This window comes from Psychrobacter sp. H29 (assembly GCF_059073055.1).
In genome coordinates, this window is record NZ_JCACRY010000001.1 from 248,246 (window position 1) to 260,676 (window position 12,431).

The window sequence follows — 12,431 nt, forward strand, 5'->3', positions numbered from 1 at the left end:
CTTTCTAAGATCAGGCTTGCTTACTAATATGGCATAGGGTTTGCACTGTATCTTGTAGGCTCTTCTTTTCTCAGGTATGCCATTGTTAGGTGCAGGTTTGCGCGTTATTAACAGTGTTATTAGGAGTTATTACCATGACTGATTCATCTCCCTTTATTACCACATTGATTGCAAATCATTTGTCTAATACTAATTGTCATACCGCAGGGCGCGACAAGCCATTAGGTATAGACAAAAATATGAAAGTAGGCACGGTACATTTGGTTGGTGCAGGTTCTGGTGATCCTGAACTACTCACGTTAAAAGCACTGCGAGTGATGCAAAAAGCAGATGTCGTGCTCTATGACAGCTTGGTTTCAGAGGATATTTTAGATATGTGTGCGCTGACAGCAGAAAAGATATTCGTTGGTAAGCGCCGTGCCAATCATGCGCTACCACAAGAAGGTATCAATGAGCTGCTAGTCAAACATGCGTTAGCGGGTAAAACGGTCGTTAGGCTCAAAGGTGGCGACCCCTTTATTTTTGGACGAGGTGGTGAAGAACTGCAAGAAGTGGTGCGTCATGGTATCCACTTTGAATCTATTCCTGGTATCACTGCTGCTAGTGCGGCTGCAAGCAGAGCAGGTATTCCATTGACACACCGTGATCATGCACAAGCCGTGAAGTTTGTAACAGCATGCAAAAAATCAGGTGCACCCAATAATGATTATGGTGAACTTTTGGACAGTACGCAAACCGTTGTCTTTTATATGGGGTTGAATCGACTAGATGAGATGACTCAAGGGCTAATTGCCGCAGGGCGCGACAGTAATACACCTTTTGCTGTGATTAGTCATGCCAGTTTGCCAACGCAGCAGCTTCTTATCGGTACGCTTGGTAATATCGCCGAGCAGCAAGCTGAGGCAAAACTACCAACCCCTGCGCTATTGATTATGGGTGATGTGGTTAATTTATACTATGAGTTTGCAAGCTACAATCTTGGGGCGTTAGGTAAAAGTACCTTTATTGACGTTCAAAACGTTGTTAGCAGTCATAATTTAGTCAGTAATTTGGAGGTTGTCACGTAGGATAGAAGCATACTAGTGCCAAGCGATAATAGTGCTTAGCACTTTTATAGTATGTCAGCACAAATTATTAAACAGGGTAATGACTACTACAAAATACTAAAACGCATGTAAAAAGTAGACGATGTAATAAAAAGAGTATGATGCAAGGTACCATGACTTTGGGTACAGTAAGAGTGAGTTCAGCAGACTGGTATAAGTGGTTCCATTATACCAGTCTGTTTTAAGTAGTCTATTAATAGGTTTGAAGGGCGAAATAACTGGTTCCGCTGGGGTATACCTATGGCGAACCAATCAGGTGCCTTCACTGATTCGGTTCCTTAGTAAGAACCTGAAAATTCGACTCTATAATATTGTTATCAAGAGTTTGATTTTTTGAGATAGTAAAAGGTTACTTATTGAGAGAGCTGATGTTGTTCAAAGTCACTACTGCTGAGAAGAAGAAATGGTGGGATTTGTGAAAGCCTTACTTCACTTGATGTAGCGGTACTCTTAGTTGAATTTAGTTAGAAAGATAGTTTTTAATCAATTCAGTACGCAAATCTTTTTCCCAGATATCTTTTGCATAGGACTCTGCCTTGCTAGCAGATGTATTTTTAATTAAGTACTCATCTATTTTCTCTATCACCAGCTTAATTTCATTCCTATCCAATCGATAGAATTCGTGATATGGAAAGAATTCAACACATTTACGATCAATTATTTTATTAAAAATTTCTGGATATAGATTCAATATAGCTTCTTCCAAAAGCTTAATAAACGCTCTACCAGCCAACTCACTATAATCGAAAGATATACACTCATCACCCTCTTCAGGACTTGTTATATAACTTGTGGAAAAGACTGACATAGTTACTACCTTTGTAATAAGTTGTTTAATAATAACCTATGCTATCGATTTCGTAATCATGCAATCCATATCTAACATGAGTAGTTCGATGCCTGTATAGCGCACCGATCAGGATTTAACATTAATAAGCTCTATTACAATTAGTGTATTTACGACTTATTAAATCAAATTCATACCAGAAATCCCACATGATTCTGTCATCTGCATTGAATACTATCCTAACTCCACGTTCAACCTCCCAACACCAGCTAAATATAAGCTTAAGCTTTTGATAATGCATTTCAACCTCGGGAAATGGGATAGTTAATACATAAGTACCTGCTTTATCATATACCTTTGCTACAAAGTCTGTATTTCTAGAGAATCTTTCTTTATTAAAAATCAAAAAGTAATCGAAATTATCCAAAAGCGTAACCTCACCATACTCGAAGTCGATTTCAAAATTATTCAGTAGTGACCCCTGCCGTCAATCCCGTATATATAAACTTGGGAGATTTTGATTACGCAGCCTGACGATAATAATCAAACCACACCTGTCTTGGCGATTTATAGCCTAAACCCTTTTGAATCCTAGTCTGATTATAATATAACTCAATATATCCAATGATATCTCTGATAGCTGCAAACCTTGTTTTATAGTCTTGGTGATATACTAGCTCGTTCTTCAATATGCCCCAGAAGCTTTCTATGGGTGCGTTGTCAAAGCAGTTGCCTTTACCGCTCATTGAACCTGTAAACTGATGCTGCTTGATGATCTTGTGGTAAGCATGGCTACAGTACTGACTGCCTCTGTCAGAGTGAACGACTAGCCCTTTGCTTGGTTGTTTATTCTTGATGGCCATGTTCAATGCTTTGCATACTAGATCTGCGGTCATTCGCTTATTGATCGCATAGCCGACCAGCTCTTTGGTATATAAATCTTTGACTCCCGCTAAATACAACCAGCCCTCAAGCGTCCAAATATAGGTGATGTCACTGGCCCACGCTTGGTTAGGGCGACTGGCATCAAACTCTTGATCCAACACGTTTGGATAGACCAGTTTGTTGTGATTGGAGTCGGTGGTGACTTTAAAGTGTTTGTGGCGACGGCATTTGATGCTGTATTCCTCTTTGATGCTTCTGACCATGTAGGGACTGATGTTATGACCTTGCTCACTTAGATGCGCATGCAGACGCTCAACACCATAGCGCTCATGAGTTTCACTGTGAGCGGCTTTAACGAGTAGCTCACAATGGTTGCGATGTATCTGCTGCTCGCTGATATCGCGACTCAGCCAGTCGTAGTAACTTGAATGCTTAACCCTTAGCACGCGGCACATAGTGGTGATGGTAAAGAAGTGCTGGTTATCTTTGATGAAGGCGTACCTGACTAGCTGTTTTTCGCGAAGTACGCCGTCGCCTTTTTTAATATCTCTCGCTCCTCTTCGGCTACTTTAAGCTGCCGCTTGAGCTGCTTTATTTCTTGAAGAGCACTCATGAGATCAGGATCATATTGCTCTGTGCCAATCAGCTTGCCTTGATTGGCTTTGTTGTTCCAGTTCGATAAGGTTTGCATGGCGATGCCAAGCTGCTTTGCAGTCGCTGAGATATTGCCATTATTGTCTGATATCTTCTTAACGGCTTCAGCTTTAAATTCTGTGCTATAGGTTCTTATTTTCTTGACCATGATAAACTCCGATTAATATGCTTAGTTTACCAAGTTTACTTGTACGGTTTCTTCAGCATAGCTCAGTAGTGCTAATTTTTCGCGATTATTTAACTCCATTTTCCTTCTCTGTTAGAGCTAGTTCATTAGAATAATATAGTAAAATTTCATAATTTTATGGATAGCTCAAGTGGAAATTAGGTTCGTTATAACAAATCATAGAGATAATTTTTTTCGAAAAGCTCACATGATGTACATTACTAAGTACACTATGTCTCCCTAAATAGTTTGATCAATTATCGTATATAGCCTACAGCCGGACATTCAAGTCCTCACTAGGGTGCCGTCATTATTATTGAGCTATGCTGAAGAAACCGTACAAGTAAACTTGGTAAACTAAGCATATTAATCGGAGTTTATCATGGTCAAGAAAATAAGAACCTATAGCACAGAATTTAAAGCTGAAGCCGTTAAGAAGATATCAGACAATAATGGCAATATCTCAGCGACTGCAAAGCAGCTTGGCATCGCCATGCAAACCTTATCGAACTGGAACAACAAAGCCAATCAAGGCAAGCTGATTGGCACAGAGCAATATGATCCTGATCTCATGAGTGCTCTTCAAGAAATAAAGCAGCTCAAGCGGCAGCTTAAAGTAGCCGAAGAGGAGCGAGAGATATTAAAAAAGGCGACGGCGTACTTCGCGAAAAACAGCTAGTCAGGTACGCCTTCATCAAAGATAACCAGCACTTCTTTACCATCACCACTATGTGCCGCGTGCTAAGGGTTAAGCATTCAAGTTACTACGACTGGCTGAGTCGCGATATCAGCGAGCAGCAGATACATCGCAACCATTGTGAGCTACTCGTTAAAGCCGCTCACAGTGAAACTCATGAGCGCTATGGTGTTGAGCGTCTGCATGCGCATCTAAGTGAGCAAGGTCATAACATCAGTCCCTACATGGTCAGAAGCATCAAAGAGGAATACAGCATCAAATGCCGTCGCCACAAACACTTTAAAGTCACCACCGACTCCAATCACAACAAACTGGTCTATCCAAACGTGTTGGATCAAGAGTTTGATGCCAGTCGCCCTAACCAAGCGTGGGCCAGTGACATCACCTATATTTGGACGCTTGAGGGCTGGTTGTATTTAGCGGGAGTCAAAGATTTATATACCAAAGAGCTGGTCGGCTATGCGATCAATAAGCGAATGACCGCAGATCTAGTATGCAAAGCATTGAACATGGCCATCAAGAATAAACAACCAAGCAAAGGGCTAGTCGTTCACTCTGACAGAGGCAGTCAGTACTGTAGCCATGCTTACCACAAGATCATCAAGCAGCATCAGTTTACAGGTTCAATGAGCGGTAAAGGCAACTGCTTTGACAACGCACCCATAGAAAGCTTCTGGGGCATATTGAAGAACGAGCTAGTATATCACCAAGACTATAAAACAAGGTTTGCAGCTATCAGAGATATCATTGGATATATTGAGTTATATTATAATCAGACTAGGATTCAAAAGGGTTTAGGCTATAAATCGCCAAGACAGGTGTGGTTTGATTATTATCGTCAGGCTGCGTAATCAAAATCTCCCAAGTTTATATATACGGGATTGACGGCAGGGGTCATATCTTAATATCTTATTAACTCATCGATTTTTATAGTTCATAAAATCCAAGCATCGTAGTATGAAGATAGTTAATATTTGGCCATCAATAACTCTACAGTAACCTCAAAATAATACTCATCTTTGATCGCAATATTTACTTTGCCTTTATGGGCATTGGCGATAGCCCGAACGATAGACAATCCTAGTCCTGTCCCTGAATGTTGATTGCTTGTCTTATCATGACGATAGAATCGCTCAAATAATTTATCGGCCGCGCTTTGATTTAGCGGTTTGTCTAAGCGGTTAGTCAAGGCGATTCTTAATAATGATTGTTTTGAGGATAGAGGATATTCTTTTGAGTTCTCAAGAGTGATATCTGAGGTAATGATGGTAGCTGATATTGTGATAGTACTGGCACTAGCGGCGTAATAGATGGCATTTGACAGCAGATTAGCAAATAACCGTTGCAATAAACCTTCATCACCTAATACTGTCGCAAATTCACCCGATTTTGCAAAAGTTATCTCACGATCCTCGGCAAGCATTTCATAGTAGTCGATCAGCTTTGTGATTAGACTCTCGGTATCTACGTTACTAACTTGCGTGTCGCTTAAACCTTTTTGAGTTTTTGCCAGTAGCAACATATTATTAATCATAGCCGATAGCTGCTCTAACGTGTCATGTTGATGATGTAGCTGCTCAATGTATTCATTGCCATCTCTTGGCTTATTCAACATGACTTGCGTTTGCGTACTCAGCGTCGCAATTGGGGTACGGAGCTCATGGGCAATATTATCTGAAAACCGAGACAAGGATTCAAAATTACTCTCAAGTTTAACCATCATTGAATTATAAGATTTTGCTAGTGGTCGTAGCTCTAAAGGCATATCACTGACGGTTATTCTTTCATCCAGTCTTTCAGGGTTAATCCTTTTCATTTTTTGTACGATAGTGGCTAAAGGTGCAAAACCCCAATACACACTTAATGCAGCTACTGACACCAACAGTAATGTAATAGCGAATAAAATCATACTGAGTTGACGATTGAAATGCATGAGATAGTGGTGATGAACATCGATGGGCAATGCAATAAGTGCCAAAACCTCTTGGTTTTCGATGATGATTGCTCGGTAATTCCTACCCTTTATCTCAATCGTGAATTGCTGATCACGATAGACTTGCCACAATTGTGGCAGGCTAAAATCTGAAGGTAGGTCGTTGATGAAGCTGGTTGGATCGCTAGATAATAGTGCACCGCTCTTATTTGCAATGACAGTTTTTAAGTCATAGTCAAGCCGAGAAGGATGTAGATGGTTGGCGCTAGTTAATGACTGAGATTTTGAAGCTGCTGATGACTTTGTCTGAGCATCAACATCATTGATACTTTTGCGCAGGTTAAAAGCTGCATGCGTGATAATCTCAGAGTCCATTTGTTCAAAATGTCCACTGACAGAACGCTGCACCCACGCGTAAATAATCACTTGAGAGATAATTACGAATACAGTTAGCAGAAAAACGGTGCGCCACAGTAATGGCAGGCGTCGACTATCTAACCGATATTTCATATTAGATATCGTCAGCTTCGTAAGATGGCTGGCTATCAGCGATTGTATTGACAGCATCTAATCGGTAGCCCATACCACGCACAGTATGAATCAGCTTTGCCTCATGTTCATCGTCTATTTTTATGCGAAGACGCCTGATTGCCACATCAATCACGTTCGTATCATTTTCAAAATTCATATCCCATACTTGAGAGGCGATGACTGAGCGTGGTAGGACTTCACCTCGGCGCTCTAATAAAAACTGTAATAACGAGAACTCTTTTGCGGTCAATTTAATAGGTTGGTCTCTTCTATGTACGGTACGCTTTGCAATATCCATTTTGAGATCTGCTATTTGCATGATCGTACTTTGATAATCGACTTGATTAGCACGTCGCAATAGACTTTTCATCCTGACTACCAATTCTGCAAACGCAAACGGCTTGGTTAAATAATCATCGCCACCAATCTCAATCCCTTTTATCTTATCGCTTAAGTCATCTTTTGCTGTTAAAAATAGCACGGGAGTATGTTTACCTGCAGCTCGGTAGTTACGCACCAGCTCAAAGCCACTAATATCCGGTAGCATGACATCCATCAGTATCACGCTAAATTCTTCAGTCATCAATGCGTGATAGCCATCTAGGCCTGTTAGATAATGATCCACAATAAACCCAGCTTCGGTTAAGCCCTTTTTTATATATTCGCCAAGTTTCAACTCATCTTCTACCAGCAGTACTTTCATAATAGCTTCCCATATACATTTCACGCCTACCTAGCATAGTAAAGCATAACCCCGCTTTGAACATCAAAAATTCTCAAGATGACAATATTGTAATCTTGCGGTCATGTCTCTGTCAGAATCAATAAAGTATGCTTTAGAGTAACTTAATACTTTGAAGTCTTGTCGATTTCATACCAATCAAATAAGGATCTATCATGTCACTATTTAAATCAATCGTAGCAACCGCTATCGCCTTAGTTGTTTCAACGTCTGCTATGGCACATGACCCTAAGATGCATGCTGAAAAGGATCAGATGAACTGTGAAAAAATGGAAAAGCATATGCAGATGATGCAAAAGATGGATCACAGCAAGATGGACATGAATGATCCTGCCATGAAAGCCATGATGGCTAATATGGGTAAAATGAAACAGATGTACCAAAAACACTGTGTGAGCAGTGATAGCGACTCTTAACGATTCCTTTTATACGCTCATGATTATTGCTAGATGATTTTCATCAAAGGTTAATCGGATATTAATAAAAATGGATTTTTAGGATGAGCCTATGAAGTTTTTACTAGGAATACTCTTTGCTGTCTTTGTCGCTATTGTAGGTATTTTTGCGGTAGTGACTAGTGGTGTGATAAATATTGGCGCTGATCAAGCCCATAGCCCACTGGTTTATAAATTTTTAGAGACTGCCCGCACGCGCTCAGTAGCAAATGCTAGCAAGGACATCATCGTTCCAAACCTAGCAAAAGTAGATATGATCAGTACAGGCGGTGCGGATTATAAAGACATGTGTGCAGGCTGTCACTTATCTCCTGGGGTAGAAAGCACCGATTTTAGCGCAGGTCTATACCCTAAACCGCCCAACTTTACCAACGCTGATGTGGTGAAGCGCTATCAAACGAAAGCTGGCGCACAGCAAGGATTTTGGGTGATTAAGCATGGAATCATGGCGTCTGGAATGCCAGCATGGGGTGCCTCTCACGACGATGACAGAATGTGGGCAATGGTGGCTTTCATTAGATCGTTGCCTGAATTGAATGACGCTCAGTACACGATGCTGACCACGAGGATAGATACTGACATTATGGACATGAGCTTTGATGGAAATATGGATATGTCGGAAGATGGCTCCGAAATGCAGCACTAATTATTTAATAAAAAGCGTAGCACTAAAATAGTGCTACCTTTTGCAATTTAAGTTTGGCCTGTTTTACTTTGTTTAGTGATAGGTTGTAGAAATTTTAAAATGTCCAATAGACAAATACATGCCTAGGAGTGTTTTATGAGACGCTATACCAATATGTTTTCTAGTAAGCACAACCAGTTATCTGGTCGTACGCTTTTAGTGATGATGACATCTTCACTGTTACTAGCGGCTTGTAGCCAATCAAATACGGGCACTTCTGATTCAAAACCCGTACAACCTGAGCCAACTGTTGCCACATCAACCAATCAGGTGACAGAAACACAAGCTGAATCTACAGCGGTTACGACGCCTGTAGTCAACCAATCAGACCTACTTAAGAATGTTTCAGCGACGGTTTATAAAGATGCCAACTGTGGGTGTTGCAAAGAATGGGTAAGCTATGCAGAAGATAATGGATTAAGCGCAACCGCACACGATGTTGAAGATTTGTCTTTATTCAAAGAACGCTATAGCGTACCGCAGCAGATGCGTTCTTGTCATACCACCGTTACCACCGATGGCTTTGTTTTTGAAGGACATGTTCCTGCAAAATACATGGCACAGTTCTTAGCAAATACTCCTGCACAAGCCATTGGACTTGCTGTACCAAGTATGCCTGTTGGTAGCCCCGGTATGGAGTATGAAGGTAAGTTTATGCCTTACAAGGTAATGCAACTTAACAAAGACGGCACTACAGAAGTTTATGCCGATATTGAGTCTCCTCAGCAGCAACTATGATTAAATTATTCGTTAAATATAAAAAATATTACAGCCAAAAGCTTAACCACCATCTCGCAAATTAAATTAGGTCATCATTATGAATAAACAGAACATATTGAACCGCCGACGTTTTTTGACTGGATCTTCTGCTGTCCTTGGTGCTTCCTTGATACCGACCATTGCCAGTGGCGCATTAGGACATTCGAGTCGCTCGAGCAGTCAGGCGGCCACCATTAATAGTGATCAAAACACTCATAAAGTACCTGTATTGATAGGCAAAGAGTTTGATTTATACGTCAGTAAACAGTCTGCTATTGTGAACGGTAAAAAGAGCATGGCGACGCTCATCAATGATTCACTGCCAGCACCAACGCTAAAGATGCGTGAAGGTGATACGGTAGTGATACGTGTTCATAACCAGATGGATGAATCAACTTCTATTCATTGGCATGGGTTGCTGGTGCCGTTTGAAATGGATGGTGTACCTGGAATTAGCTTTGAGGGCATTCCTGCGCACAGCACCTTTACTTATAAGTTTAAGCTCATGCAGTCAGGCACCTATTGGTATCACTCACACAGTGGGTTCCAAGAACAAACTGGCATGCTGGGTGCTATGGTGATTGAACCCAAAGGTCGCGAGCGTCATCCTATCGAAGAAGACCACGTGATCGTGCTCAGTGATTGGACCAGCCGTAACCCGCATAATCTACTGAAGCTGCTCAAACAGCGCGCAGACTTTGACAACTATCATCTGCCAGATTTCAAGAAGCTGTTGTCTGATATTGCCGAAACAGATATGAAAACCGCGTTTGATAAGCGCAAAATGTGGAATCAGATGCGCATGATGCCAACGGATTTTACTGATTTATCTGGCGAAAAGACCTTTACCTATCTAATGAATGGTAAAACAACGGCGGCTAATTGGACACAACTAGTAAAAGCAGGACAGCGCGTTAAATTACGCTTTATCAATGCCTCAGCGCAAACTATCTTTGATGTGCGCATACCCGGTCTCAAAATGACTGTAGTGGCAACCGATGGTATCGATGTCGCACCAGTTGCGATTGATGATTTTCGTATTGGTGTGGCTGAGACTTATGATGTCATCGTTACCCCGACCAAAGATGCCCATACCATATTTGCCCAAAACATAGACCGTTCAGGCTATGTTGCAGCAACACTTACAACCAAAGAAGGCGCTCGTGCTGCGATACCTGCTATGGACAAAGTTGAATGGCTCACAATGGCAGATATGATGGGCGCTATGGGTGCTGATGGTTATAAAGCCCGTCATGCCAAAACAGAATACGATTTTAAGAGTGATATGCGTGTGGACAGTCCACGTATGAATCTTGATGATCCCGGTATCAACCTGCGCAATATTAATAGAGAGGTATTGAATTATAGTCAGCTGCGCTCTGTCGATGAGGCAATATTTGCGGAGCAGCGCAAGCCTACCCGAGAGATAGAACTACATTTAACCGGTAATATGGAGCGCTATATCTGGGCGTTTGATGGGGTCAAATTTAGTGACGCGACACCAGTGAATATTAAGCCGGGTGAGCGCGTACGTATTACCTTGGTTAATGACACGATGATGAATCATCCGATGCATCTACATGGGATGTGGAGTGATTTACGTATGCCTAATGGTGAGTTTCAGGTGCGCAAGCATACTATTATGGTACAGCCAGCGCAAAAGATTAGCTTCGATGTGACAGGAGAAGCTGGACGATGGGCATGGCATTGTCATCTGCTGTATCACATGGAAGCCGGTATGTTCAGAGAAGTGGCCGTCGTTTAATAAACCTTCGAATATGAGCCTTATTATGAAAATTTATAAAGTAAGTCTACCGTTTATTGGCATGTCATCTTTGATGTTATTAACGTTACCTTTAGCAAATGCTGCTGAGATGCCCATCATGGATCATAGCAGCATGGATATGTCTGGCATGGATCATAGCAGCATGGATATGTCTGGCATGGATCACAGCGGCATGGATATGTCTGGCATGGAACACAGCAGTATGGATATGTCAGGTATGGATCACAGCGGCATGAATATGTCAGGCATGGATCACAGCAGTATGGATATGTCAGGTATGGATCATAGTAGTATGGATATGTCCGGTATGGATCACAGCGGCATGAATATGTCAGGCATGGATCACAGCAGTATGGATATGTCAGGTATGGACCATAGTAGTATGGATATGTCCGGTATGGATCACAGCGGCATGAATATGTCAGGCATGGATCACAGCAGTATGGATATGTCAGGTATGGACCATAGTAGTATGGATATGTCCGGTATGGATCACAGCAGCATGGACATGTCAGGTATGCAAGGTGGTAAGGCTCCAGCTGATGCTCGCAGTCCTGACTACTCAAACGGCGTTCCCTATGGACGTTATGGCAAGCCTATGATGATGGGTGGTATGCCATTATGGGGCGTTTCTGTAGATGATTTAGGTTATCAGTTTGATGACGATCAGATTAATTATGAGGTTGGTGCTTGGTATGGCCTAGATGAGCGCCGCCTCTCTTTACGCAGCGAAGGTAGTGTTCAGACCAAGGGTGATAAAGAAATTGATAGTCTGACCTCGTTGTCTTATTGGAAACCACTAAGTATCTTCTGGAATGGTTTGGCAGGGGTAGCCTACGATACCGAGAACGATAAGCCTGCCATTATGGCGGGTATTGAGGGCACAGCACCTTATTTTATTGAAACCGATGCAATGGCTTATCTGTACTCTGATGGACAAATCCGATTGGACCTTGGCGCAGAATACGAGTGGCGTTTGAATCAGCATTGGGTTGTGATACCAGAAGTAGAACTAACGGCATTTAGCAAAGAGGATAGCGACAACCATATTACTAAAGGCTTTAATGAATTTGAGGCTGAAGTGAGGCTGACTTATGAGACACTAAGCCGTCAATTAGCGCCTTACGTTGGTGTGAGTTATGAGACGGCGCTTGGTAGTGCCCGTGGTCAACGACGTCAACATAATGAATCAATTGATAGCAATAGTTTGACAACGGGGGTCAAATTCTGGTTCTAATATCATTA

Annotated in this window: 11 protein-coding genes; 7 read left to right on the forward strand and 4 right to left on the reverse strand. The window is 41.8% G+C overall.

Translation table 11 applies throughout. The annotated features are described in order from the left end of the window. Positions 1-134 precede the first annotated feature (134 nt). The gene (gene cobA, locus AC5JP1_RS00975; RefSeq protein WP_261869597.1) at positions 135-1,067 is read left to right on the forward strand and encodes a uroporphyrinogen-III C-methyltransferase; all 933 of its coding nucleotides are present in this window, start codon (positions 135-137) and stop codon (positions 1,065-1,067) included. Between the two features lie 499 nt (positions 1,068-1,566). Here the strand turns inward: cobA and AC5JP1_RS00980 are convergent, their stop codons facing one another. Beyond that, a complete protein-coding gene (locus tag AC5JP1_RS00980; protein ID WP_493842779.1) occupies positions 1,567-1,914 on the reverse strand; it encodes a hypothetical protein in 348 nt (115 codons plus the stop codon). 500 nt (positions 1,915-2,414) lie between these two features. Then, a protein-coding gene (locus AC5JP1_RS00985) for an IS3 family transposase (protein WP_493842780.1) occupies positions 2,415-3,580 on the reverse strand; the annotation gives its coding sequence in 2 pieces (ribosomal slippage) (positions 2,415-3,322 and positions 3,322-3,580; 1,167 coding nt in all). A gap of 400 nt (positions 3,581-3,980) precedes the next feature. Here AC5JP1_RS00985 and AC5JP1_RS00990 point away from each other — a divergent pair. Further along, positions 3,981-5,146 (forward strand): IS3 family transposase gene (locus tag AC5JP1_RS00990; protein WP_493842780.1). Its coding sequence is split into 2 segments (ribosomal slippage): positions 3,981-4,239 and positions 4,239-5,146, totalling 1,167 coding nucleotides; the frame shifts between segments, so codons are not numbered across the junction. A gap of 116 nt (positions 5,147-5,262) precedes the next feature. Here the strand turns inward: AC5JP1_RS00990 and AC5JP1_RS00995 are convergent. Further along, on the reverse strand, positions 5,263-6,738 hold the full coding sequence (locus tag AC5JP1_RS00995; RefSeq protein ID WP_261869602.1) for an ATP-binding protein: 1,476 nt from the start codon (positions 6,736-6,738) through the stop codon (positions 5,263-5,265). A gap of 1 nt (position 6,739) precedes the next feature. Then, positions 6,740-7,462: a heavy metal response regulator transcription factor gene (locus AC5JP1_RS01000; protein WP_238036680.1), complete on the reverse strand. Its 723-nt coding sequence runs from the start codon at positions 7,460-7,462 to the stop codon at positions 6,740-6,742. Between the two features lie 194 nt (positions 7,463-7,656). On the opposite strand from AC5JP1_RS01000, the gene AC5JP1_RS01005 reads away from it, so the two are divergent. The 5 genes from AC5JP1_RS01005 (at position 7,657) to AC5JP1_RS01025 (ending at position 12,423) form a co-directional block, all read left to right on the forward strand. Continuing rightward, positions 7,657-7,917 carry a hypothetical protein gene (locus AC5JP1_RS01005; protein WP_238036683.1) on the forward strand — a complete coding sequence of 87 codons (261 nt, stop codon included), beginning with the start codon at positions 7,657-7,659 and terminating at the stop codon, positions 7,915-7,917. Between the two features lie 91 nt (positions 7,918-8,008). Next, complete coding sequence (locus AC5JP1_RS01010) at positions 8,009-8,602, forward strand: c-type cytochrome (protein ID WP_493842781.1); 594 nt, start codon at positions 8,009-8,011, stop codon at positions 8,600-8,602. Positions 8,603-8,737: 135 nt separating this feature from the next. Beyond that, positions 8,738-9,379: a DUF411 domain-containing protein gene (locus AC5JP1_RS01015; protein WP_238036689.1), complete on the forward strand. Its 642-nt coding sequence runs from the start codon at positions 8,738-8,740 to the stop codon at positions 9,377-9,379. Positions 9,380-9,458: 79 nt separating this feature from the next. After that, positions 9,459-11,165, forward strand: a complete 1,707-nt coding sequence (locus AC5JP1_RS01020; protein ID WP_493842782.1) for a copper resistance system multicopper oxidase — start codon at positions 9,459-9,461, stop codon at positions 11,163-11,165. A 199-nt stretch (positions 11,166-11,364) separates the two neighbouring features. Continuing rightward, positions 11,365-12,423 (forward strand): copper resistance protein B, encoded by a 1,059-nt coding sequence (locus AC5JP1_RS01025; protein WP_493844409.1) that lies wholly within the window; start codon positions 11,365-11,367, stop codon positions 12,421-12,423. The last annotated feature ends 8 nt before the right edge of the window (positions 12,424-12,431 follow it).